Source organism: Streptomyces sp. NPDC093085 (genome assembly GCF_040683935.1).
Taxonomy (GTDB): Bacteria; Actinomycetota; Actinomycetes; order Streptomycetales; family Streptomycetaceae; genus Streptomyces.
Genome location: NZ_JBFBFB010000003.1, coordinates 236,316 through 259,411 on the forward strand (window position 1 = coordinate 236,316; position 23,096 = coordinate 259,411).

General features: G+C 71.9%; 22 protein-coding genes. 1 reads left to right on the forward strand and 21 read right to left on the reverse strand.

Going from position 1 to position 23,096, the window contains the following annotated elements; genetic code table 11:
* Positions 1-88: 88 nt before the first annotated feature.
* The 21 genes from AB0O07_RS11815 to rsmH all read right to left on the reverse strand — a co-directional run bounded on the left by AB0O07_RS11815 (position 89) and on the right by rsmH (position 22,150).
* On the reverse strand, positions 89-541 hold the full coding sequence (locus AB0O07_RS11815) for a VOC family protein (protein WP_365630859.1): 453 nt from the start codon (positions 539-541) through the stop codon (positions 89-91).
* Between the two features lie 133 nt (positions 542-674).
* Entirely contained in the window at positions 675-1,616 is a 942-nt protein-coding gene (locus AB0O07_RS11820) for a biotin-dependent carboxyltransferase family protein (RefSeq protein WP_365630861.1), read from the reverse strand.
* Complete coding sequence (locus AB0O07_RS11825) at positions 1,613-2,251, reverse strand: allophanate hydrolase subunit 1 (RefSeq protein ID WP_365630863.1); 639 nt, start codon at positions 2,249-2,251, stop codon at positions 1,613-1,615. Before AB0O07_RS11825 ends, AB0O07_RS11820 begins: the two co-directional genes overlap by 4 nt.
* Positions 2,248-3,066, reverse strand: coding sequence for a 5-oxoprolinase subunit PxpA (locus AB0O07_RS11830; RefSeq protein WP_365630865.1), 819 nt, complete (start codon positions 3,064-3,066; stop codon positions 2,248-2,250). Before AB0O07_RS11830 ends, AB0O07_RS11825 begins: the two co-directional genes overlap by 4 nt.
* The gene (locus tag AB0O07_RS11835) at positions 3,063-3,767 is read right to left on the reverse strand and encodes a GntR family transcriptional regulator (protein ID WP_365630867.1); all 705 of its coding nucleotides are present in this window, start codon (positions 3,765-3,767) and stop codon (positions 3,063-3,065) included. Before AB0O07_RS11835 ends, AB0O07_RS11830 begins: the two co-directional genes overlap by 4 nt.
* 175 nt (positions 3,768-3,942) lie before the next feature.
* On the reverse strand, positions 3,943-5,220 hold the full coding sequence (locus AB0O07_RS11840; protein WP_365630869.1) for a DivIVA domain-containing protein: 1,278 nt from the start codon (positions 5,218-5,220) through the stop codon (positions 3,943-3,945).
* 49 nt (positions 5,221-5,269) lie between these two features.
* Positions 5,270-5,566: a YggT family protein gene (locus tag AB0O07_RS11845; RefSeq protein WP_365630871.1), complete on the reverse strand. Its 297-nt coding sequence runs from the start codon at positions 5,564-5,566 to the stop codon at positions 5,270-5,272.
* Positions 5,567-5,658: 92 nt separating this feature from the next.
* On the reverse strand, positions 5,659-6,270 hold the full coding sequence (locus tag AB0O07_RS11850; protein ID WP_365630873.1) for a cell division protein SepF: 612 nt from the start codon (positions 6,268-6,270) through the stop codon (positions 5,659-5,661).
* A gap of 124 nt (positions 6,271-6,394) precedes the next feature.
* Entirely contained in the window at positions 6,395-7,132 is a 738-nt protein-coding gene (locus tag AB0O07_RS11855) for a YggS family pyridoxal phosphate-dependent enzyme (RefSeq protein ID WP_365630875.1), read from the reverse strand.
* Between the two features lie 59 nt (positions 7,133-7,191).
* Positions 7,192-7,899 carry a peptidoglycan editing factor PgeF gene (gene pgeF / locus AB0O07_RS11860; protein ID WP_365631540.1) on the reverse strand — a complete coding sequence of 236 codons (708 nt, stop codon included), beginning with the start codon at positions 7,897-7,899 and terminating at the stop codon, positions 7,192-7,194.
* A 37-nt stretch (positions 7,900-7,936) separates the two neighbouring features.
* Positions 7,937-9,148: a cell division protein FtsZ gene (gene ftsZ, locus AB0O07_RS11865; protein ID WP_365630877.1), complete on the reverse strand. Its 1,212-nt coding sequence runs from the start codon at positions 9,146-9,148 to the stop codon at positions 7,937-7,939.
* A gap of 276 nt (positions 9,149-9,424) precedes the next feature.
* Positions 9,425-10,222, reverse strand: a complete 798-nt coding sequence (locus AB0O07_RS11870) for an FtsQ-type POTRA domain-containing protein (RefSeq protein WP_365630879.1) — start codon at positions 10,220-10,222, stop codon at positions 9,425-9,427.
* A 22-nt stretch (positions 10,223-10,244) separates the two neighbouring features.
* Positions 10,245-11,339, reverse strand: a complete 1,095-nt coding sequence (murG, locus tag AB0O07_RS11875) for an undecaprenyldiphospho-muramoylpentapeptide beta-N-acetylglucosaminyltransferase (RefSeq protein ID WP_365630881.1) — start codon at positions 11,337-11,339, stop codon at positions 10,245-10,247.
* 6 nt (positions 11,340-11,345) lie between these two features.
* A complete protein-coding gene (ftsW, locus tag AB0O07_RS11880) occupies positions 11,346-12,794 on the reverse strand; it encodes a putative lipid II flippase FtsW (RefSeq protein ID WP_365630883.1) in 1,449 nt (482 codons plus the stop codon).
* A gap of 145 nt (positions 12,795-12,939) precedes the next feature.
* Complete coding sequence (gene murD / locus AB0O07_RS11885; RefSeq protein WP_365630885.1) at positions 12,940-14,349, reverse strand: UDP-N-acetylmuramoyl-L-alanine--D-glutamate ligase; 1,410 nt, start codon at positions 14,347-14,349, stop codon at positions 12,940-12,942.
* Entirely contained in the window at positions 14,346-15,416 is a 1,071-nt protein-coding gene (gene mraY, locus AB0O07_RS11890) for a phospho-N-acetylmuramoyl-pentapeptide-transferase (RefSeq protein ID WP_365630887.1), read from the reverse strand. Before mraY ends, murD begins: the two co-directional genes overlap by 4 nt.
* Positions 15,413-16,843, reverse strand: a complete 1,431-nt coding sequence (murF, locus tag AB0O07_RS11895; protein WP_365630889.1) for a UDP-N-acetylmuramoyl-tripeptide--D-alanyl-D-alanine ligase — start codon at positions 16,841-16,843, stop codon at positions 15,413-15,415. Before murF ends, mraY begins: the two co-directional genes overlap by 4 nt.
* 4 nt (positions 16,844-16,847) lie before the next feature.
* Complete coding sequence (locus AB0O07_RS11900) at positions 16,848-18,470, reverse strand: UDP-N-acetylmuramoyl-L-alanyl-D-glutamate--2,6-diaminopimelate ligase (RefSeq protein WP_365631542.1); 1,623 nt, start codon at positions 18,468-18,470, stop codon at positions 16,848-16,850.
* A 164-nt stretch (positions 18,471-18,634) separates the two neighbouring features.
* Positions 18,635-20,665: a penicillin-binding protein 2 gene (locus AB0O07_RS11905; protein WP_365630891.1), complete on the reverse strand. Its 2,031-nt coding sequence runs from the start codon at positions 20,663-20,665 to the stop codon at positions 18,635-18,637.
* A gap of 4 nt (positions 20,666-20,669) precedes the next feature.
* Entirely contained in the window at positions 20,670-21,197 is a 528-nt protein-coding gene (locus tag AB0O07_RS11910) for a cell division protein FtsL (RefSeq protein ID WP_365630893.1), read from the reverse strand.
* Positions 21,194-22,150, reverse strand: coding sequence for a 16S rRNA (cytosine(1402)-N(4))-methyltransferase RsmH (gene rsmH, locus AB0O07_RS11915; protein ID WP_365630895.1), 957 nt, complete (start codon positions 22,148-22,150; stop codon positions 21,194-21,196). Before rsmH ends, AB0O07_RS11910 begins: the two co-directional genes overlap by 4 nt.
* A gap of 350 nt (positions 22,151-22,500) precedes the next feature.
* On the opposite strand from rsmH, the gene AB0O07_RS11920 reads away from it, so the two are divergent.
* On the forward strand, positions 22,501-23,064 hold the full coding sequence (locus AB0O07_RS11920; protein WP_365630897.1) for a carbonic anhydrase: 564 nt from the start codon (positions 22,501-22,503) through the stop codon (positions 23,062-23,064).
* The last annotated feature ends 32 nt before the right edge of the window (positions 23,065-23,096 follow it).

Below are 23,096 nucleotides of genomic sequence, written 5' to 3' on the forward strand. Positions count from 1 at the left end.
CGTACGGCGCGGGGTCCCCGCGCGACGGCCATCAGCGGGACCAGTCCTCCTGCTGATGGCCCTCGTCACTCCGGGCGGTCCGTCGGCCTCAGACGGCGAAGAGCTGGCTGATGTCGGCGAACGCCTTGAACTCCATGGCGTTGCCGGCCGGGTCGAGGAAGAACATGGTCCACTGCTCACCCGGCTCGCCCTGGAACCGTACGTACGGCTCGATCACGAACTGGGTGTCGACGGCCTTCAGCCGCTCGGCCAGCTCCTGGAACTCCGGTACGGAGAGCACCAGGCCGAAGTGGGGCACGGGCACCTGGTGGCCGTCGACCGGGTTGGTGCCGGCGATGCCGTCCCGGGGCGTCTCGGACGGGCCGTCCCCGACCTGGTGGGTGACGACCTGGTGGCCGCCGAAGTTCCAGTCGATCCACTTCGTGTCCGAGCGGCCCTCGCTGAAGCCGAGCACCGAGCCGTAGAACTTCCGGGCGGCCTCGATGTCGTCGACCGGGATGGCGAGGTGGAACGGGGCGAGGGATGCGGGCTGGTCGGTCATGGTTCTCTCCTTGTGATGCTGCTGTCCAGTAACGCGGTGTTCTGTTGCCGCGGTGTTGCGGCAGGTGTGTCTCGTCAGTAATTCGGTGGCGCGGGCGCCGGTCCTTCTCCTCCTCCCGCCACGCCGGGCGCCCTCAGTGCACGGGCGCCAGCCGCAGTTCGTCCCCCGGCACGGCCTGGCCGAGGAGGTCGATATCGGCGTCGGTGACCACCCCGATGACGGGGTAGCCGCCGGTGACCGGATGGTCGGCGAGGAACACGATCGGTTCGCCCGAGGGCGGCACCTGGATGGCGCCGCGCATCGTGCCCTCGCTGGGCAGGTCCACCGAGCCGATGTCCAGGGCGGCGCCGGTGAGCCGCGCGCCCACCCGGTCGCACTGGGCGGAGACCCGCCAGGGGGTACGGGTCAGCCGCCGCCGGTCGGCGTCGGTGAAGAGTTCGTGGCGCGGCCCCCACCGGAAGCGGAGCGCGACGGGCTCGCCGCACGGGACGACGCTGAACGCCAGCTCCACCGGGATGCCGGGCACCGGGCGGGCGGGCCCGAGCCCGTACCGCGATCCGGCCTCGACCGCGTCGGGGCCGAGCCCGGTGAGCGAGTCGCGGGACGCCGACCCGAGCACCCGCTCCGGCTCAAGACCTCCGGAGACCGCCACATACGTACGGCATCCCGCCCAGGGCCGGCCGATCGCCAGCACCGCCCCGGCGGGCAGCCGCAACTGCCGCGCGCCGTGCACCGGTACGCCGTCGACCGTGACCGGGGCCGGCGCCCCGGTGAGCGCCACATACCGGGGCTCCGACAGCGACACGGAGAACCCGCCGAGGGTCACCTCGAACGCCGGGGTGTTCTCCGGGTTGCCGGCCAGCCGGTTGGCGAGCCGGAAGCTCCGCCGGTCGGCCGGGCCCGAGGCCGGCACCCCGAGATGGGCGAGACCGGGCCGGCCCAGGTCCTGGACGCTGGTCGCGATGCCCGCCCCGACGACGGTCAGCACCGCCCCGGCGGCCCGTACCGCAGCGCCTTCTTCCGGCGTGGGGCGTACGGCCGCCACCGCCTCCCTCGGTCCGAGTACGGTCGTCATCGCGCGACCTCCTCGAAGACGATCCGGTCGCCGACCGAGAGCCGGTTGGGCGGCTGGGCGTGGATGTCCCAGAGCCGTTCCTCGGTGACGCCGATCTGGTGCCACCCCCCGGGGGTGCCGCCGGGGTAGACGACCGTCTGGTTCCCGGCGATCGCCACCACACCGGCCGCCACCCGGGGGCGCGGGCTGGCGAGCCGGGGCAGCCGCAGGGGCTCGGGGACGCCGTCCAGATAGGCGAATCCGGGGGCGAAGCCGAAGAACCCCACCGCGTGCTCGGCCCCGCTGTGCAGCAGCGCGACCTCCCGCGCGGTGAGCCCGGTCCGCTCGGCGACCGCCGCCAGATCCGCCCCCTCGTAGCGGACCGGGATGACGACGGTACGTCCCGGGGCGGGCCCGGAGCTCCGGGTGCCCACCTCGTGGAGGAGCGTGCGGAGTTCGGCCGCGAGCGGGTCCATCCCGCCGGACGCTTCGGCCACCACCAGGACGGTGGTCGCCGCGGGTACGACGTCCCGCAGCCCGGCGGCCCAGGGGCGCCGCCGGATCGCGGTGGCCACATCGGCGGGGCGCGTCCCCGCGCACTCGATCAGCCACCCCCGGTCGCCCGCCCGCCGCAGCAGCGGCCCGGCCCCGGTCACGGCCGCACCCCGGAATCCGCACCGGAATCCGCGCCGGCCGGCTCCCCGGGCGTGGTCACCGCGACCCCGGCCCCGGCCAGCTCCTTCCGTACGGCGGCGGTGATGGCGACCGCGCCGGGGGTGTCGCTGTGCACACAGAGCGCCGCGATCTCCCCGCCGTCCGGGGCGACCCGTACGGTCCGGCCGTTCACCGAGGTGACCGTCCCGGTCAGCGCCATCCCCACCGCGCGCCGTGCCGCCTCGGCCGGGTCGGTGACCAGCGCGCCCGGCGCCGACCTCGGCACCAGCAGCCCCTCGTCGGTGTAGCCCCGGTCGATGAACGCCTCGGCCTGGGGCCGGAGACCGGCCGCGACCGCCCGCTCCCAGAGCACCGTGCGCGGCTGGCAGAGCAGCGGCAGCGTCCGGTCGTAGAGCGTGACCGCCTCGACCAGGGCCGCCGCCTGGCCCGCGTGGTGGGCCGCCGCGTTGTACAGCGCGCCGTGCGCCTTCAGATAGCTGATCCGGCCTCCGGCGAGCCGCGCGAAGATCTCCAGCGCGCCCATCTGGTACAGGACTTCGTTGACCAGGGTCGCTGTCGGTACGTCGATAAATCGGCGGCCGAAGCCGGCCAGGTCGCGGTAGGAGACCTGCGCGCCGATCGCCACGCCCCGGGCGGTGCTCGCCGCGCAGGTGCGGCGGAGGATGTCCGGGTCGCCGGCGTGGAAGCCGCAGGCGACATTGGCGGCGGTGACCTGGTCGAGCAGCTCGCCCTCGTCGGCGGGCCCCCACACCCCGAACCCCTCGCCGACATCCGTGTTGATCGCGAGCGCGGTCACCGGGCCGACTCCGCCCAGTAGGCGTGGATGGCGTTGCTGCTCTTCTCCCACGCGGTGTGCAGCCCGTGCTGGCCGCCGTCGATGTGCGCGACGATCTGCCGGGCCAGTTCCCCGGCGTCGCCGTCGGCCAGCGCCTGGACCATCGCGGCGTGTTCGCACTGCACCCGCTCGTACGCGGCGGTGCCGTGGACGTAGAACCGCGAGTACGGCTCCAGGCGGTGGTACATCCCCGAGATGACCTCGTAGCGCAGCGGCAGCCGGGAGAGCCGGTACATGTCGAGGTGGAAGGCGAGGTTCGTGCGCGACCAGGAGTCCGCGCCGGTCTCGGCGACGCGCTCCATCTCCTTGGCCATCGCGTCGAACCGGCTGATGTCGCGCCGTGAGACCCGCTCGGTGACATGTTCGGCGAAGCTCGGCTCGACCAGTCGGCGCAGGTTGTAGATCTCGTCGATCTCGTCCAGGTCCAGCACCGTGACGAAGGTGCCCCGGCCAGGGGTGGTACGGAGCAGCCCCTCGCTCGCGAGGGTGCGCAGGGCCTCCCGCAGCGGGATCCGGCTCACCCCGAAGCGGTCGGCCAGCTCGTCCTGGACAAGCCGGCTCCCGGGCGGATAGACCCCCTCGACGATCAGCCGACGCAGCTCGCCGGTGACATCGTCGGCGCCGTTGGCCTCACCACGGGTACCTCTGATCTCTCGACTCATATCCCGTGTATACAGTGGATGCACGGAAGGCGGAAGACCTTCGACCAACAGTGATCCGGGATTTACCTGAAGGAAACCGGCCGCCCATGCCAAAGGGCTGGGCCCGGGAGATCACTCCCGGGCCCAGCCCTTTGGCAGCCTGCCTACGGCTCCGCGTGCGTCAGCCGCACACCGCTCAGTTGTCGTCCTCGTCGATCAGGAAGCCCCGCATCGGCGACGGTGCCTGCTGCATCGGCTGCGGCGCCTGCGGCCGTACCGGTGCCATCGGCTGGGTCATCGCGGGGGACATCTGCTGCTGCCCGCCGTACGAGGGCCCCGGCGACGGCGCGCCCATCGAGGGTCCGCCCATCGAAGGACCCCCCATGGAGGGGGCGCCGCCCATGGAGTGCCCCATCGCGCCCGCGCCGGCCGGAGCCATCGAGGGCGACGGCGGCAGCGAGGCGGTGGCCGGAGTCCGCGGCGGGGCGAGCGAGTCGTCCGCCTGGGTCTCCAACTGCCGGAGCTGGCTCTCCAGGTAGGACTTCAGCCGCGTACGGTACTCGCGCTCGAAGCCCCGCAGGTCCTCGACCTTGCGCTCCAGCGTCGCGCGCGCCGACTCCAGGGAGCCCATCGCCACGCGGTGCTTTTCCTGCGCGTCCCGCTCCAGCGCGTCCGCCTTGGCGCGCGCGTCGCGCTCCAGGCCCTCGGCGCGGCTGCGGGCCTCGCCCACGATCTTGTTGGCCTCGGAGCGCGCCTCGGCGATCGCCTGATCCGCCGTCTGCTGCGCGAGCGAGAGCACCCGGGCCGCGCTGTCGCCGCCGGGGCCCCCGGGCTGTCCCATCTGCGGGCCGCCGGGACCGCCCATGGGGCCGCCCATCGGACCACCCATGGGGCCGCCCTGCTGCATCGGGCCACCCTGACCCATCGGACCACCCTGGCCCATGGGGCCGCCGGGGCCCATCGGGCCGCCCTGACCCATGGGGCCGCCCTGCTGCATCGGGCCGCCCTGGCCCATCGGACCACCCTGGCCCATGGGGCCACCCGGACCCATCGGACCACCCTGGCCCATCGGTCCGCCCTGCTGCTGACCACGCGGGTCGTGACCCTGCGGACCGCCCTGGCCGTGGGCGCTCGGCCCGGCGGGAAGCTGGGGTGCGCCGCCCGGCAGTTGGGGCGGGCCCATCTGCGGCGGCTGCTGCTGTTGCGGCGGTCCGGATATGGCGGCGGGCACCGGCCCCCCGGGTCGATCCTGCTGCTCGGGCTGCTTGCGCATGCCTTGCTGCTGCTGGTTCTGCGCCGCCGCCCGGGTCGCCGCGGCCAGCTTGGCGCGCAGGTCCTCGTTCTCACGGAGCAGGCGGGTCAGTTCGGCCTCGACCTCGTCGAGAAAGGCATCGACCTCGTCCTCGTCGTAGCCTTCTCGGAGGCGGACGGTTGTGAACTGCTTGTTCCGCACGTCCTCGGGGGTCAACGGCATCTCTTCTTCACCTCTACGTAGTCGTCGGCAGTCGGCAAGACCGTTTCGTTCACATTCCCCTCGCAAGGTTGCTGACAACCGAGATGAGGATGTAAACGATGATCATCAGAACGAAGAAGGACAGGTCGAGTGCCACGCCCCCGAGACGCAGCGGCGGGATGAACCGCCGCAGAAGCTTGAGCGGTGGATCGGTGACAGTGTAGGTGGCCTCCAGAATGACCACCATCACCTTGCCGGGCTGCCATGAGCGCGCGAACTGGAAGACGTAGTCCATGACCAACCGGAAAATCAGCACAATGAGGAAGCACATCAGCGCGATGTAGACCACCTGTAGTGCGATGCCCATCCCGCTGCTTCCCTCTCCCCTGGCTCACTCTGATACCGGTCGTCCGCCGGGCCGTTCCCGCCGCACGACCGGGTTGTACCCGGTGCTGTGTTCTAGCTCTGGTTGAAGAATCCGCCCTCTGCGATGCGGGCCTTGTCCTCCGCCGTGACATCGACGTTAGCAGGAGAGAGCAGGAACACCTTCTGCGTCACGCGCTCAATGCTGCCATGGAGACCGAAGACGAGTCCCGCGGCAAAGTCGACAAGTCGCTTCGCGTCCGTATCGTCCATCTCCGTGAGATTCATGATCACCGGAGTGCCCTCGCGGAAGTGTTCCCCGATGGTACGGGCCTCGTTGTAGGTCCTCGGATGCAATGTGGTGATGCGGTAGGGCTCCCGCTCGGACACGACCTTGGGCATGATCACCGGTGCGTTCTTCTCCAGGCTGGGACGTTCAGGTGTGATGGACGCCACGGGGGCGATTCGTGCCGGACGTCCACTTTCCGCCGCTAGCGGAACCGGCTCCCGGTCACGCTGCGCGGGGGGTTGGACCACACGCACGGGCTCTTCCCGCTCGGGCTGGTGTACGGGCTGATGGCGCCGGTGTTCGCGCTCCGGCTCCGGCTCGGGTTCGAAATCATCGTCGGGGTCGAAGCCCCGGCCGTCGTACCCATCGTCCTCCACGAGGCCGAGGTAGACCGCCATCTTGCGCATCGCGCCGGCCATGCTCTGGGTCCTCCGCTCTGTGGTGGATCGGCCTCGTCACCAAGTGCCCCCGATCCACGGGGCCTGACCGCCTTTCGGCGGAAATGACCATATTTTCTGCTGTGGTCCGACTCGCTTCGCGACGTTACCCGAGCCGGGGTCGGACTCCGAGTACCGCCGTACCGACGCGTACATGTGTCGCTCCCGCCGCCACCGCGTCCTCAAGGTCCGCGCTCATCCCCGCCGAGACCATGTTCGCAGCCGGATGGTCCGCCCGCAGGCGGGATGCCAATTCCATCAGCCGGTCGAACGCGGCCCGTTGCCGGCCCGCGTAAGGACCGGCGAGCGGCGCCACGGTCATCAGACCGCCGAGCCGCACTCCCGGTGCGCCGGCCACCGCGGTGGCCAACTCCTCGATTCCGTCGGGTGCCACGCCGCCCCTCGTCCCGCGCTCACCGGACTCGGCGTCAAGGGCGACCTGAATCAGACAGCCGACCTCGCGCTCCGTGCGGACCGCCGCGGCGGAGAGCGCGGACACCAGCTTGACGCGGTCGACAGACTGCACCACATCGGCGTAACTCGCTACGGAACGGACCTTGTTCGTCTGCAATTGACCCACAAAATTCCAGGTCAGCGACAAATCTTCACAAGCCGCGGCCTTGGGGGCGGCGTCCTGGTCGCGGTTCTCCGCGACCTGCCGTACGCCGAGTTCATGGAGGATGCGGACATCGCTCGCGGGGTAGGTCTTGGTGACCACGATCAGGGTCACCTCCTCCCGCGCCCGCCCCGCCCCGGCGCAGGCACCGGCGATCCGGCGCTCCACCGTGGCCAGATTCGCGGCGATTTCGGCCTTACGGTCCGCCGCTTCCTTCATGTCCCGCATATCCCGCTCATCACGCTCGACCTGATTATCCCACTCGCCCCGATTGCCGGACCCGTCCATCATGCCAGCCAGACATAGCCGGCGAGCCGGCCGGTCGTACGGTCGCGGCGGTACGAGTAGTGGTCCTCCGACTCGCGGGTGCAGACCTCGGAACGGTGCCGGTCCACCACCCCGAGGGCGGCGAGCTGTGCGTGGACGCCGCCGACGACATCGACGGACGGGGTGCCCCAACTGGTCTCGGCCGCTGCCTCCGGTACGACGGCGGCGACATCGTCGCGCATCGCCGCCGGGACCTCGTAGCACCGCCCGCAGACGGCGGGTCCGGTACGGGCGGTGATCCTGGCCGGATCCGCGCCCAGTCCGACCATCGCCTCGACCGCCGCCGGAACGACCCCCGCGACCAGACCGGGCCGCCCGGCGTGCGCGGCGGCGGCCACCCCGGCGACCGGGTCGGCCAGCAGGACCGGGACGCAGTCCGCGGTGAGGACGGCGAGGGCGAGACCCGCGCGGGTGGTGACGACCGCGTCGGCGGCCGGGATCTCCGGGGAGTTCCAGGGCTCTTCGGCGACGACGACCTCCCGGCCGTGCACCTGGTTCATCCACACGACCCGCGCGGGGTCGAGCTCCAGCGACCGGGCGGCGAGTTCGCGGTTGGCGCGTACGGCGGCGGGGTCGTCGCCGACCGCGCCGCCGAGGTTGAGCTGACCGAACGGAGCGGCGCTCACCCCGCCCCACCGGTCGGTGAAGGCGAAGTGCGCGCCGCTCAGTTCTTCGTGCTTTCGTATCACTTCGGTTCGCTTCAGGTCACTTCAGGAAGTCGGGGACGTCCAGCTCCTCGGCGGCGCTGTCCGGGTACGGACGGGCCGGCGGGACCTGCGGCGGGTTCGCCGGGGTGAGCGGCTTCTCGCTCACCGGGGCGGGCTCCACCCGGATCGGGCTGTCGTCGCGGGTCGGGACGGTGCCGAGTCCGCTGCCGGAGCGGCCGGTGTCGGCCGGGCGGGACGCGCCGGTCTGCTCGTCGCGCTTGCCGGAGCCCGCGCCGAGCACCGTCTCGCGCCGGGTCGGCGGCTGTCCGCCGTCGAAGCCGGCCGCGATCACGGTGACCCGTACCTCGTCGCCCAGGGCGTCGTCGATGACCGCGCCGAAGATGATGTTGGCCTCGGGGTGGGCGGCCTCGCTGACGAGCTGCGCGGCCTCGTTGATCTCGAAGAGGCCGAGGTCGGAGCCGCCGGAGATGGAGAGCAGCACCCCGCGGGCGCCGTCGATGGAGGCTTCGAGGAGCGGCGAGGAGATCGCCATCTCCGCGGCGGCCACCGCGCGGTCGTCGCCGCGCGCGGAGCCGATGCCCATGAGCGCCGAGCCGGCCTCGGACATCACGGACTTGACGTCGGCGAAGTCCAGGTTGATCAGACCGGGGGTGGTGATGAGGTCGGTGATGCCCTGGACACCCGAGAGCAGCACCTGGTCCGCGGACTTGAACGCGTCGAGCACGCTGACCTGGCGGTCCGAGATGGAGAGCAGCCGGTCGTTGGGGATGACGATGAGGGTGTCGACCTCTTCGCGGAGCTCGGCGATGCCGTCCTCCGCCTGGTTGGCGCGGCGCCGCCCCTCGAAGGTGAACGGGCGGGTGACCACGCCGATGGTGAGGGCGCCGAGCGAGCGGGCGATGTTGGCCACGACGGGCGCGCCGCCGGTGCCGGTGCCGCCGCCCTCGCCCGCGGTGACGAAGACCATGTCGGCCCCCTTGAGGACCTCCTCGATCTCCTCGCGGTGGTCCTCGGCCGCCTTGCGGCCGACCGCCGGGTTGGCGCCGGCGCCGAGGCCTCGGGTGAGTTCCCGGCCGACGTCGAGCTTGACGTCGGCGTCGCTCATCAACAGCGCTTGCGCGTCGGTGTTGATCGCGATGAACTCGACGCCTTTGAGACCGACCTCGATCATTCGGTTGATGGCATTGACACCACCGCCGCCGACACCGATGACCTTGATGACTGCGAGGTAGTTCTGCGGTGCTGCCACGTCGAAGGCCTCTCGCCTCGATTTACGTGTCGCCGCCTCGCTGATGTGGCGCTGCGACGACTGATGCCGATGGGACGGTCCGAAACGCCGACCCAAACCCTCACCTTGAAGTTCAGGGTTACCAGTGTGTCCGCTTCCTGGACTCTTCCGAACAGGACACTAAGTCGACAAGTGGCGCGCGTTCAACGAACACGCCGAACCTCCCGTTTTTCTTTTCACCCTATGTGATCACCCATAGCGCTGACCAACCAGGGTGCTGGCCAGCGCATATGTCCGTCAACTATCGGACACGGCGGGCGCCGTGGGTGCGCTCACATCGAAGTGCCCCGCCTTGGGGGCGGCTTTCATGAGAGCGGTGAGCGCACGCGCCTTGGCCGCGCCGTCCTCTCCGCTTCCCCACATCACCGTACGTCCCCCGGACAGCTCCAGGGAGATGGAATCGTACGAACGGACCCGGACGGCCCGGGTCTCCTTGGCCACCCCGGCGGGGAGTTCACCGCGTACGGCCACCGCTTCCCGCAGCAGCCGGCCGGTACCGAACCGGTCGGATCCGGCCGGTCGGCCGTCCGGCATACGCAGCAGCGGAACTCCGGAGGGCGCTCGGGCGACGGTGGCGAAACGTACCCCCTCGTCGTCGATTTCGACGAACTTCCCGCCGTCCTCGATCAGGAGCACGGGTTGGCGTTCGATCACTTTCAGCCGGATTCCATGCGGCCAGGAGCGGCTGACGTCGACCGAGTCGATCCGGGGCAGCGCGGTGCGCAGCCGCTCCGCGACCGCGTCGGTGTCGACGGAGGCCATCGGCTCCCCGAGCGGCACCCGCGCCGCCGACTCGACCTGTTCGCGGGTGAGCACCTCGGTCCCGGAGGTGGTGACCCGTTCGACGCGGAGCCACTGGGAGCCGTACAAGGCCCACAGCGCCCCCCCGGTGAGGAGCGCCGCGGCGGTCACCGCGAGGAGCAGCCGGGGGCGCGGCAGCCGGAACCGGCCGCCCCCGCCCCCCTCGTCGGGGTGGCCGGAGGACGGCTCGGCTCTGCCGCCGCGCTCGGCGGTCGTCGGTCCGGCTCCGGCCACGCTGCTGCCTCCTGCCTCCCGCCTACGCCCCGCGGCGTGCGGCGATCGCCTCGTACACCATGCCGACCAGCAGCTCGTCGGCGTCCCTGCGGCCGAACTCGGCCGCCGCGCGGGACATCTCGAAGAGCCGGTGCGGGTCGGCGAGCACCGGGAGGACCTGGCCCTGGACCCACTCGGGTGTCAGTTCCGCGTCGTCGACGAGGAGTCCGCCGCCCGCCTTCACCACCGGCTGGGCGTTGAGCCGCTGTTCGCCGTTGCCGATGGGCAGCGGGACGTAGGCGGCGGGGAGTCCGACGGCGGAGAGTTCGGCGACGGTCATCGCGCCCGCGCGGCAGAGCATCATGTCGGCCGCGGCGTACGCGAGGTCCATCCGGTCGACATACGGTACCGGGATGTAGGGCGGCATTCCGGGCATGTTGTCCACGCGCGGCATTTCGTTCTTCGGGCCGACCGCGTGGAGGATCTGGATGCCGGAGCGCTGGAGCACGGGGGCGATCTGCTGGATCACCTCGTTGAGCCGGCGGGCGCCCTGCGAGCCGCCGGAGACCAGCAGGGTCGGCAGGTTGGGGTCGAGCCCGAAGGCGGCGCGCGCCTCGGGGCGGACCCGGGCGCGGTCCAGGGTGGCGATGGTGCGGCGGAGCGGGATGCCGATGTAGCGGGCGTCGCGCAGCTTGCTGTCGGGGGTGGAGACGGCCACCGCCGCGGCGTACCGGGAGCCGATCTTGTTGGCGAGTCCGGGCCTGGCATTGGCCTCGTGGACGATGATCGGCACGCCGAGCCGTTTGGCCGCGAGGTAGCCGGGCAGCGCGACATAGCCGCCGAAGCCGACGACGCAGTCCGCCTTGGTGCGCTCCAGGATCTGCTCGGCGGCCTTGATGGTGCCGCGCAGCCGCCCCGGTACGGTGATCAGTTCGGGGGTGGGCTTGCGCGGCAGCGGTACGGCGGGGATGAGCCCGAGTTCGTATCCGCGCTCGGGGACGAGCCTGGTCTCCAGGCCGCGTTCCGTGCCGAGGGCCGTGATCCCCACGGTGGGGTCCTGCCTGCGCAGGGCATCCGCGAGGGCGAGCGCGGGCTCGATGTGGCCGGCGGTCCCCCCACCGGCGAGTACGACATGCACCGAAATTCACCGCTCTCCGGACGGACGCTTCTTGACGCGCCGTCTCATCGTCTTCCAACTCACCCCGGGCAGCTTCCTGCCGAAGACAGGCTGCCGCATGGCCAGGGCCGCCTTCGCGGCGGGATCCTCCCGGGTGAACGCGATCAGCAGCCCGACCGCGAACATCGCCGGGAGCAGGGCGGACCCCCCGTAGGAGAACAGCGGGAGCGGGACCCCGGCGATCGGCAGCAGACCGAGCACCGCCCCGATGTTGATCACGGCCTGCACCGTGATCCAGGTGGTCACGCCTCCCGCGGCATACCTCACGAAGGGGTCCTCCGTGCGTCCGGCCACGCGAATACCCGCATAGCCTAGAGCCGCGAAGAGCGCGAGTACCGACAGCGTCCCCGCCAGTCCCAGTTCCTCCCCGGTGATGGCGAAAATGAAGTCGGTGTGCGGTTCGGGCAGTTGGCCCCACTTTTCCACACTGGCACCGAGGCCGGAACCGAACCATCCGCCGGAGGCGAGGGCGTAGATTCCGTGCACCGCCTGCCAGCACTCCCCTTCGGGGCCGAGGTCCTTGGCGGCGATGCAGCCGAACCGGTCGAGCCGGTTCTGGCTGGTCCGGATGAACATGAAGCCGATCAGGACGGCGATGCCGAGGACCCCGGCGAAGAGCCGGGTGGGGGCGCCGGCCAGCCAGAGCAGTCCGAAGAGGACCGCGGTGAGGATGATCGCGGTGCCCATGTCGCCGCCGAGCATGATCAGGCCGAGCAGCAGGAAACCGCCGGGGACCAGCGGCACCAGCAGGTGCTTCCAGTGGGTGAGCAGGCGCTTCTCGTACTTGCGGGCGAGCAGGTCGGCGCCCCACAGGACGAGGGCGAGCTTGGCGAACTCGCTGGGCTGGAGCTGGAACGGGCCGCCGAGGTAGATCCAGTTCTGGTTGCCGTTGACGGACCGCCCTATCCCGGGGACCTGGACGAGCGCCATCAGGACGACGGTGGTGACCAGCATGGGGTACGCGAGGGCGCGGTGGAGTTTGACCGGCATCCGGGCGGCGGCCAGCATCAGCCCGCCGCCGAGGACCACCGCGAGGAACTGTTTGCGGAAGAAGTACGTCGCGGGCAGGGAGTTCTGGAGCGCGTAGATCATCGAAGCGGAGTAGACCATCACGAGGCCCAGCACGGTGATCAGCAGCCCGCTGCCGAGGATCACGTAATAGGCCGTCAGGGGGCGGTCCCAGGCCCTTCTGAGCCGTTCGTAGAGGCGCCGGGGGCGGGGCGCTCGGGGCGGGCGCGGCGTCCGGCCGCCGCGGCTTCCGGTGGAGCGGCCACGGGCCGCGGGGGCCCTGCGTACGGCGGGCCCCGGCGCCCCGCCGCGCAGTGCGGTGGCACCGGCGGGCGCGGGTGTCGCCGGGAAGCCCCAGCGGAGCGCCGCGCGCCCGGGTGCCCGGTCGGCGGTGTCGTCGGCCGGCATCGTCGCTGTCCCCTCCAGTCGTGCCTGGCGCTGCCGTCACGGCTGTCGCGGGCGTCGCGGCGTTCGGCGGTCCTGCGCTCTTCCCGGGGCCGCCGCTGTCGCGGCCCCGGGGACAAGTTCAGCACGGCGCGGGGGCCGGACCCGGTCAGGCGTGGTCGGCGGCGAGCGCGTGTACCGCTGCGGCGAACGCCTCGCCTCGCTTGTTGTAGTTGACGAACATGTCCATGGAGGCGCAGGCGGGCGCCATCAGGACGGTGTCCCCCGGCCGGGCCATCCGGGCGGCCTCGCCGACCGCCGCGGACATCGCCCCAGTGTCCGTCCGGTCGAGGTCCACGACCGGGACCTCGGGGGCGTGTCGGGCGAGTGCTTCGCGGATGAGCGCCCGGTCGGCGCCGAGCAGCACGGCGCCGCGCAGGCGCTTCGCCGAGGCGGCGACGAGTTCGTCGAAGACGGCGCCCTTGGCGAGGCCGCCCGCGATCCAGACGATCGGGTCGTACGCGGCGAGGGAGGCCTGCGCGGCGTGCGTGTTGGTCGCCTTGGAGTCGTCGATGTACGTGACACCGCCGACCTCCGCGACGTACTCGATCCGGTGCGGGTCGGGCCGGAAGGCGCGCAGCCCGTCCCGTACGGCGGCGGGTTCGACCCCGTAGGCGCGGGCGAGGGCCGCGGCGGCGAGCGCGTTGGCGATGTTGTGCGGGACCGGCGGGCGTACGTCGGAGACCTCGGCCAGTTCCTGGGCCTGCGCCTGGCGGTTCTCGACGAAGGCCCGGTCGACCAGGAGGCCGTCCACGACGCCGAGTTGGGAGGGGCCGGGGGTGCCGAGGGTGAAGCCGATCGCCCGGCACCCCTCCTCGACGTCGGCGGCGCGCACCAGTTCCTCGGTGGCCGGCTCCGCGGTGTTGTACACGCAGGCGACGGTGTTGCCCTCATAGATCCGGCCCTTGTCGGCGGCGTACGCGGCCATGGAGCCGTGCCAGTCGAGGTGGTCGGGGGCGAGGTTGAGCACGGCCGCGGAGTGGGCGCGCAGGCTGGGCGCCCAGTGGAGCTGGTAGCTGGAGAGTTCCACGGCGAGGACGTCGTACGGCTCCTCGGCGGTGACCGCGTCGAGCAGCGAGACGCCGATGTTGCCGACGGCGGCGGTACGGAGCCCGGCGGCGGCCAGGATCGAGGCGAGCATCCTGACCGTCGTGGTCTTGCCGTTGGTCCCGGTGACGGCGAGCCACGGGGCCGCCCCCGCCGGCCGCAGCCGCCAGGCGAGTTCGACGTCGCCCCAGATCTCCACGCCGGCCGCCTCGGCGGCCGCGAAGAGGGGTTTGCCGGGGTGCCAGCCGGGCGCGGTGACCACCAGCTCAGTGGCCTCGGGCAGGGTGTCCCCGTCCCCGAGCCGCACCGTGACGCCCAGCTTCTCCACCTCGGCGGCCTGGGCGCGGGCCCGCTCGTCGGCCCCGTCGTTGACGACGGTGACGACGGCGCCCAGGCCGTGGAGTACCCGGGCCGCCGGGATCCCGGAGATCCCGAGACCCGCGACGGTGACCCGCTTGCCCTGCCAGTTCACTTCTGTGCCGCCCAGCCCGCGTAGAAGATGCCGAGACCGACGATGACGCACATGCCCTGGATGATCCAGAACCGGACCACCACCAGGACCTCCGACCACCCCTTGAGCTCGAAGTGGTGCTGGAGGGGGGCCATGCGGAAGACGCGCTTGCCGGTCATCTTGAAGGAGCCGACCTGGATGACCACGGACATGGTGATCATCACGAAGAGGCCGCCGAGGATGGCGATCAGGAACTCCGTACGGGAGCAGATGGCCAGCCCCGCGAGGGCCCCGCCCAGCGCGAGGGAGCCGGTGTCGCCCATGAAGATCTTGGCCGGTGAGGTGTTCCACCACAGGAAGCCGAAGCAGGAGCCCATGAGGGCGGAGGCGACCACCGCGAGGTCGAGGGGGTCCCGTACCTCGAAACAGGCGTTGGGGTTCATCAGCGTCACCGCGTTGGCGCAGGACTCCTGGAACTGCCAGAGGCCGATGAACGTGTACGCGCCGAAGACCATCACCGAGGCGCCGGTGGCCAGGCCGTCCAGACCGTCCGTCAGGTTCACGCCGTTGGACATGGCGAGAATCATGAAGAGCGCCCAGACCACGAAGAGCACCGGGCCGATCGACCAGCCGAAGTCCGTGACGAACGACAGCTTGGTGGAGGCCGGGGTGTTGCCCCGGTGGTCGGCGAACTGGAGCGCGAGCACCGCGAAGGCGATGCCGACGATGAGCTGGCCGGCCATCTTGGCCTTGGCGCGCAGCCCCAGCGACCGCTGCTTCACGATCTTGATGTAGTCGTCCAGGAAGCCGACCAGGCCCATCCCCGCCATCAGGAAGAGGACGAGCAGGCCGGAGAAGGACGGCGGCTCGCCGGTGAGCACCTTCGCCAGGGCGTACGCGATGAGCGTGGCCAGGATGAAGGCGATCCCGCCCATCGTGGGCGTGCCCTTCTTGCTGCCGTGGGTACGGGGGCCGTCGTCCCGGATGAACTGCCCGTACCCCTTCCGCGCCAGCAGCTTGATCAGCAGCGGGGTGCCGATCAGGGTGAGGAAGAGCCCGATGGCTCCCGAGAAGAGGATCTGCCTCATCGGCCGGTGACCTCGCCCTCGGTGGCGTTCTCCAGCAGTGCCTGGGCGACCTGTTCGAGACCGACCGACCTCGAAGCCTTCACCAGCACGGTGTCTCCCGGACGCAGTTCCCTGCGCAACAGGTCGACCGCCGCCTGCGCGTCGGACACGTGCACCGACTCCTCACCCCACGAACCCTCGTTGTAAGCGCCCATGCGCAGCCAGGACGCTTCTCTGCCCCCGACTGCCACGAGCTTGCTGACGTTGAGCCGGACGGCGAGCCGTCCGACCGCGTCGTGCTCGGCGAGCGATTCGTCCCCCAGCTCGGCCATCTGCCCGAGCACCGCCCACGTGCGGCCCCCCTCGGCCCGTGAGGCACCACCCATGGCGACCAGCGCGCGGAGCGCCGCTCTCATGGATTCGGGGTTCGCGTTGTAGGCGTCGTTGACGATCGTCACGCCGTCCGAGCGCTCGGTGACCTCCATACGCCAGCGGGAGAGGGTTCCCGCCTCGGAGAGCGCTACGGCGATCTCGTCGACGGACATGCCCAACTCATGGGCGACGGCGGCCGCGGCGAGCGCGTTCGACACGTGATGCTCACCGTACAGCCGCAGCGTCACATCGCTGCACCCGGAGGGTGTTCGAAGGCTGAACGCGGGCTGTCCCGTCGCTGTGAGGCGGACGTTCTCTGCCCGTACGTCTGCTTCGCCCGACTCCCCGAAGAGCACGACGCGTGCCGTTGTGCGCGAGGTCATGGCGCGAACCAGTGGGTCGTCGGCGTTGAGCACGGCCACACCGCCGTCGGCGGCCGCCGGGAGCGATTCCACCATTTCGCCCTTGGCCTGGGCGATCTGCTCACGGCCGCCGAACTCGCCGATGTGCGCGGTGCCGACGTTCAGGACGAGGCCGACGGTGGGCGGGACGAGTCCGGTGAGGTAGCGGATGTCCCCGATGTACCGGGCCCCCATTTCGAGGACGAGGAAGCGGGTGTCCTGCTCGGCGCGGAGCGCGGTGACGGGCAGCCCGATCTCGTTGTTCAGGTTGCCTTCCGGCCAGACCGTGGGGCCCGCGCGCCGCAGGAGCTGCGCGATCAGGTCCTTGGTGGAGGTCTTTCCGGCCGATCCGGTCAGCGCGACGGTGGTGGCGCCGAGGCGCTCCACGACGGTACGGGCGAGGGCGCCGAGGGCCTGGACGACGTCGTCCACGACGATGGCGGGCACACCGACGGGGCGGGTGGCCAGGACGGCCACCGCGCCGGATTCGACGGCGCGCCGCGCGTAGTCGTGGCCGTCGACACGGTCCCCGGCGAAGGCGGCGAAGAGGCCGCCGGGCTCGACGGCACGGGAGTCGTACACGACGGGTCCGGTGACCTGGACGGCCGGATCCGGTATGTCGTGCGGCTGCCCGCCGACGATGGCGGCGATCTCGGCGAGGGAGAGGGCGATCACTGGGTCATCCCTGACTGTTGTTCTCGTTGCGGGGAGCGGAACGGGGGTCGTCGGGACCGGCGGCGTCGGGGCCGCCGCCGGGGCCGCTGTCGCGGCGCAGGGAGCGTTCGATGGCCTCGCGCAGGACCTGGCGGTCGTCGAAGGCGCGGACCACTCCGGCCACGTCCTGGCCCTGTTCGTGGCCCTTGCCCGCGACGAGCACGGTGTCGTCGGCGCCGGCCCGGGCGACGGCGGTGGCGATGGCGGAGGCCCGGTCGGCGTCGATCAGGACGTCGCCGCGCTCGTGTACGGGGACTTCGGCGGCGCCCGCGAGCATGGTGGCGAGGATGGCGAGCGGGTCCTCGCCGCGCGGGTTGTCGGAGGTGAGGACGGCGGTGTCGGCGAGGCGGGCGGCGGCGGCGCCCATGGGCCCGCGTTTGGTCCGGTCGCGGTCGCCGCCGCAGCCGAGGACGATGTGCACCTTGCCCTTGGTGACCCGGCGCAGGGAGCGCAGCACCGACTCGACGGCGTCCGTCTTGTGGGCGTAGTCGACGACGGCGAGGTACGGCTGTCCGGCGTCCACCCGCTCCAGCCGGCCGGGGACGCCGGGGACGGCGGCGATGCCGTCGGCGGCGGTCTGCGGGTCGACCCCGGCGAGGGCGAGGGTGACGATGGCGGCGAGGGTGTTGGCGACGTTGAACGCGCCGGGGAGCGGCGCCTCGGCGGCGATCCGCTCGCCGCCGGGTCCGACCGCGGTGAAGGTGGAGCCGCGCGCGCCGACCTGGACGTGCTCGGCGCGCCAGTCGGCGTCGGGGTGGCCCTCGGCGGAGAAGGTGGTGACGGGGACACCGGACTGGCCGACGAGTCTGCGGCCGTAGCTGTCGTCGAGGTTGACCACGCCGGTCCTGCTGCGCTCGGGGGTGAAGAGCCGCGCCTTGGCCTGGAAGTAGTCCTCCATGTCGGAGTGGAACTCCATGTGCTCCGGGCTGAGGTTGTTGAAGACGGCGACGTCGAAGACGCAGCCGTCGACCCGGCCGAGCACCAGGGCGTGGCTGGAGACCTCCATGGCGACGGAGCGGACGCCGCGTTCGCGCATGACGGCGAAGAGCGCCTGGAGGTCGGTGGCCTCGGGGGTGGTGCGCTCCGACTTGATGCGCTCGTCCTCGATGCGCGTCTCGACGGTGCCGATGAGCCCCGTACGGTGTCCCGCCGCGCGGAGTCCGCCCTCGACCAGATAGGCGGTGGTGGTCTTGCCGGAGGTGCCGGTGATGCCGATCTGGAGGAGGTCGGCGCCGGGGTCGCCGTAGATCGCGGCGGCGAGTCCGCCCATGGCGCCGCGCGGGTCGGGCACGGTGAGCACGGGGACGCCGGTGGCGGCGGCGCGTTCGGTGCCCGCGGGGTCGGTGAGGATCGCGACGGCGCCGAGGTCGGCGGCCTGGGCGGCGAAGTCGGCGCCGTGGAGGCGGGCGCCGGAGAGGGCGACGTACACGTCTCCGGGGCGTACGGCGCGCGAGTCGTGGGTGATACCGGTCGCCTCGCCCGCGCCCGCCGCCCCGGGGCCGGGTGCCGCGACGCCCAGCCGGACGGCGAGTGCGGCGAGGGAGGTCGGGCGGACCCGGTCCGGTCGGGGCGTCCCCGGGGTCTTCACAGGGGCGTCCTTGGAGGGGGTTCGGTACTGATCAGCTTGTGGCACGGCGGTGAGCGTACCGGGACGGGCGGGCGCCGGGCCAAGTGAGCGGGGCCGGGGCGCGGGCGGTTCCGGGTGGTTCCCGGAATCGGGCGTGATCGTTGTCACTGGGACTTTCCCTGGGGTCACTCGCCGGGTTTGAAGCTCACCGGCAGCCGGGCGGGTTTGCTGCCGGTCGGTTCGACCCGCAGTGTCTTGAGAGCGAACTCCATGACCTTCTTGTAGATGGGTCCGCAGATCTGGCCGCCGAAGTAACTGCCGCTGGTGGGGTTCTGGATGGCGCAGTAGACGGTGATCTGGGGGTTGTCGGCGGGTGCGAACCCGGCGAAGGAGGCGGTGTACCCCTTGTAGACGCCGAGCTTGGGGTCGACCCGGTTGGCGGTACCGGTCTTGCCGGCCACCCGGTAGCCGGGGACCTGGGCCTTGGTGCCGGTGCCCTCCACGTCGGCGACGACGGACTCCAGCATGGTGGCGAGGGTGGCGGCGGTCTTCTCGCTGACGACCCGGTTCTTCCGGGGGGCGGGCGCCGGGGTGAAGCGGTGGTCGGGGCCCGTGGTGCCGCGGATGAGGGTGGGCTCTATCCGTACCCCGCCGTTGGCGATGGTCGAGTAGACCGAGGCGGCCTGCATGGCGTTGAGGGAGAGGCCCTGCCCGAAGGGGATCGTGTACTGCTGGGAGGTGGACCAGTCCTTCGGTTTAGCGAGGAGGCCGCGGCTCTCGCCCGGGTAGCCGAGGCCGGTGGGCCGTCCGATGCCGAACTTGTCGAGATACGAGTGGAGCACCCGGTTGGCCTCCGGCTGGGTCTTGCCGAGCTGTCCGGTGGCGAGGATGGTGCCGATGTTGCTGGACTTGGCGAGGACGCCGTTGAGCGTCAGATACCAGGTGGGGTGGTCGACGTCGTCCTTGAAGAGCCGGTCGCCGCGGTGCAGCCGGTTGGGGACGACGACATGGGTGTCCGGGGTGGCGGCGCCCTCCTCCAGGACGGCGGCCATGGAGATGAGCTTGGCGGTGGAGCCGGGCTCGTAGACGTCCTGGACGGCCGCGTTGCCGAGGGTGGCGGCGTTGGCCTGGGAGATGTCGTTGGGGTCGAAGCCGGGGGCGTTGGCCATGGCGAGGACCTCGCCGGTGCGGGTGTTCTGGACGATCACATAGCCTCGGTCGGCCTTGGACTTCTTCACCTGGTCGGCGATGGCCTGCTGGGCGGCCCACTGGATGTCCCGGTCGATGGTCAGCTCGATGTCGGAACCGGGCACCGCGGGCGTCTCGCGGGAGTCCGCGGTGGGGATCCGGCGGCCACCGGACTGGACGTACGCGGCCTTGCCGTCCTGGCCGGCGAGTTCCTGGTCGAGCATGGACTCGATGCCGCCCCCGCCGTGCCCGGCGGCGTTGACGTATCCCAGTATCCCGGCGGCGAGGTCGCCGTTGGGGTAGACGCGTTTGCTGCTGGCCTCCTGGAAGACGCCCGCCAGCACGCTGACGCCGCCGCCCGCCGACGAGGCCGTCGAAGGGGACGCGGAGGGCGAAGGGGCCGGCGCGGGCTTGGTCTTGCTCGCCTTCTCCGCGAGCACCCGCTTGAGGTCCTTGATCTGGTTCCAGACCTGCGGGGTCTGCCGGCGGGCCAGCACCGCGTACCGGGACTTGGGGGCCTTGAGCTTCTTGACGAGGCTGTCGGTGTCGGTGCCGAGGATCGGCGCGAGCAGCGCGGCGGCCTGTTCCGGGGCGTCGGGGACCTTGCTGAACTCGGGGGTGAACATCGACGGGTCGGCGGTGATGTCGTACGCGTCGTCGCTGGTGGCGAGCGCGACCCCGGAGCGGTCGGTGATCTGGCCGCGCTCGGCGGCGATGGTGTGGCTGAGATAGCGGCTGCGCTCCGCCTTGGCGGCGTACGCGCTGGCGTCGACGGCCTGCACCTGGAGCAGCCGCACCACGAACACCAGCATCACCAGGGTCAGGCCGAGGCTGACCAGACGGAGCCGGGGGCGGGGCGAGGCGAGGGTGATCCGGCCCGGGGCGGGGCGTTTGCGGGGGGCCGTACGGGGCCGGCGCGGCGCGGGGCTGCCGGTGGAGCGTGAGGTGGTGGCCGTACGGGGGCGGGGTCGGTTCCCCGGCCGGGCGGGGCCCGGCACCCGGCGGCGCGGTGGTTCCTTGGGGGGCACGGGGTCACCTGCCGGAGGGCGTCGGGACCGGCTCGGCGGCGGCCGGTGCGGGGGACGGCGAGGTCTCCTCCATGACGGAGGCGCCCGGGGCGGGCCCCGGCGAGATCGAGGGCGCCCCGTTCGGGGCGGCCTGCGCGGAGGGCGTCGGCGGGGCGGACGCGGTGCCGGGGACGCCGCGTACCGTGCCGTCCGGGCCGAGGAAGGCGGGCGAGCCGCCGGGCACCATGCCCAGCTCACGGGCGCGGCGCTCCAGCGCGTACGGGGCGGAGAAGTCGTCGACGTCCCGCTGGAGCGCCTGCTGTTCGTCGGTGAGGTCGGTGGTGCGCTTCTTCAGGTCGCTGAGCCGGAACGATCCCTCGCTGAGCGCCGAGTTCAGCAGCAGAAGGGCGATCAGGCCGCCGCCGAGGAGCACCACGACCAGCAGGACGAAGGGGGTGCGGGCCGCCGGTCCCGGCGGGCGGTTCCCGGCGGGCAGCACCTGGGCCAGCCGCGCGGCGCGCCCCTTCAGTTGCTTGGCCGGCCCGCGCGTCACCGCACGTCCTCCCGGATCCGCTGCGCTCCCCGCAGCCGGGCGGGGGCGGCGCGGCGGTTCTCCGCGACCTCTTCCTCGGTGGGGAGTTCGGCGCCCCGGGTGAGGAGGGCGAGGCGGGGCTGGTAGCGCTCGGGGACGACCGGGAGCCCGGGTGGTGCCGTGGTGGCGGCGCCGGCCGCGAAGACCTGCTTGACCAGGCGGTCTTCGAGCGAGTGGTAGGAGAGGACGGCGATCCGGCCGCCGACGGCGAGGCGTCCCACGGCGGCGGGGACGGCCCTCTCCAGGACCGCGAGTTCGCCGTTGACCTCGATGCGCAGGGCCTGGAAGGTGCGTTTGGCGGGGTTGCCGCCGGTGCGCTTGGCGGCCTGCGGCAGCGCTTCGCGGATCAGCTCGACCAGCCGGGCGCTGTGGCTGAAGGGCTCCTTCTCGCGCTCCCTGACCACGGCGGAAACGATGCGCCTGGCCTGCTTCTCCTCGCCGTACGCGCGCAGGATGCGGACGAGTTCGCCGGGCGGGTAGGTGTTGAGGACCTCGGCGGCGCTGACGCCGGCCGTCTGGTCCATGCGCATGTCGAGCGGCGAGTCCTGGGCGTAGGCGAAGCCCCGGTCGGCCTCGTCGAGCTGCATCGAGGAGACGCCGAGGTCGAAGAGGACGCCCTGGACGGTGGGGAGGGCGAGCCGGTCGAGGACGTCGGGCAGTTCGTCGTAGACGGCGTGCACGAGGGTGGCCCGGTCCCCGTAGGGGGCGAGCCGTTCGGCGGAGAGCCGCAGCGCCTCCTGGTCGCGGTCGAGGGCGACGAGACGTACCTCGGGGAAGGCGGTGAGCAGCGCCTCGCTGTGTCCGCCGAGGCCGAGGGTGCAGTCGACGACGACGGCGCCGGGCGCGGCGAGGGCGGGGGCCAGCAGGTCGAGGCAGCGCTGGAGCATCACCGGTACATGCCGGACCTGGTTCATGCGCCCTCTCAAGTACGGACGGTCGTACGTACCACCGAGCGGGGAGGGCCGAGCCGCACGTACGCCGCGTGATGCGGGAAAATTCGGGATGCGTTCTGGCACGTGTTCAGGGTGTGCAGGGTGTGTCCGTGAACTTCGCGCCACTTTAGTCCACGGCTCCCGGTGGTCCCGGGCCACCCGCCCGGTCAGCGCGTCGCGGGAGGTCCGGGCCGTCGGGCGGCGAGCCGGTTTTCACCCGTTCGGCCGTAACGTGCGCGGCCTTGTGGGTTAGCTCACACCAAGCCGCGATGGCGTTCTTTGTCCCTTCCCACAGGGCGCCTCCCGGCGTCGCGGCGACTAACGTCGCAGGTATGCCGACTTCCGCACATCTCCCCGCAGAGCCCTCCGGGCGGGCCGCCGAGACGGTCCGCGCCGACGGAACGGTCACCGACCGGCTCGTCGACGCCAATCAGCGGTACGCCGCAGGGTTCGAGGATCCGGGCATGGACGCCCGCCCCGTGCTCAAGGTCGCCGTGGTGGCCTGCATGGACGCCCGGCTCGACCTCCACGGCGCCCTGGGGCTCTCCCTGGGCGACTGTCACACCATCCGGAACGCGGGGGGTGTCGTCACGGACGACGTCATCCGCTCGCTCACCATCAGCCAGCGGGCCCTGGGCACCCGCAGCGTGGTGCTGATCCACCACACGAACTGCGGTCTGGAGAGCCTCACCGAGGAGTTCCGGCACGAGCTGGAGATGGAGGTGGGCCAGCGGCCCGCCTGGGCGGTCGAGGCGTTCCGCGATGTCGACCAGGACGTGCGCCAGTCGATGCGGCGTATACACACCTCCCCGTTCGTGCCGCACACCGACGATGTCCGCGGCTTCGTCTTCGACGTGAAGACGGGGCTGCTGCGGGAGATCGACCCGGCCGCCTGAGCCGGGCAGCCCGGGTCCGGCGCGCCGGGTGC

Excerpts from the sequence above, each read along its gene's own strand:
- AB0O07_RS11835 (WP_365630867.1), bottom strand. The coding sequence starts at position 3,767 with ATGAGTCGAGAGATCAGAGGTACCCGTGGTGAGGCCAACGGCGCCGAC.
- AB0O07_RS11920 (WP_365630897.1), top strand. The coding sequence starts at position 22,501 with ATGCCGACTTCCGCACATCTCCCCGCAGAGCCCTCCGGGCGGGCCGCC.
- rsmH (WP_365630895.1), bottom strand. The coding sequence starts at position 22,150 with ATGAACCAGGTCCGGCATGTACCGGTGATGCTCCAGCGCTGCCTCGAC.
- AB0O07_RS11850 (WP_365630873.1), bottom strand. The coding sequence starts at position 6,270 with ATGGCCGGCGCGATGCGCAAGATGGCGGTCTACCTCGGCCTCGTGGAG.
- ftsW (WP_365630883.1), bottom strand. The coding sequence starts at position 12,794 with ATGCCGGCCGACGACACCGCCGACCGGGCACCCGGGCGCGCGGCGCTC.
- AB0O07_RS11845 (WP_365630871.1), bottom strand. The coding sequence starts at position 5,566 with ATGGGCATCGCACTACAGGTGGTCTACATCGCGCTGATGTGCTTCCTC.
- AB0O07_RS11855 (WP_365630875.1), bottom strand. The coding sequence starts at position 7,132 with ATGCGGGACATGAAGGAAGCGGCGGACCGTAAGGCCGAAATCGCCGCG.
- mraY (WP_365630887.1), bottom strand. The coding sequence starts at position 15,416 with ATGAGGCAGATCCTCTTCTCGGGAGCCATCGGGCTCTTCCTCACCCTG.
- AB0O07_RS11815 (WP_365630859.1), bottom strand. The coding sequence starts at position 541 with ATGACCGACCAGCCCGCATCCCTCGCCCCGTTCCACCTCGCCATCCCG.
- AB0O07_RS11840 (WP_365630869.1), bottom strand. The coding sequence starts at position 5,220 with ATGCCGTTGACCCCCGAGGACGTGCGGAACAAGCAGTTCACAACCGTC.
- AB0O07_RS11820 (WP_365630861.1), bottom strand. The coding sequence starts at position 1,616 with ATGACGACCGTACTCGGACCGAGGGAGGCGGTGGCGGCCGTACGCCCC.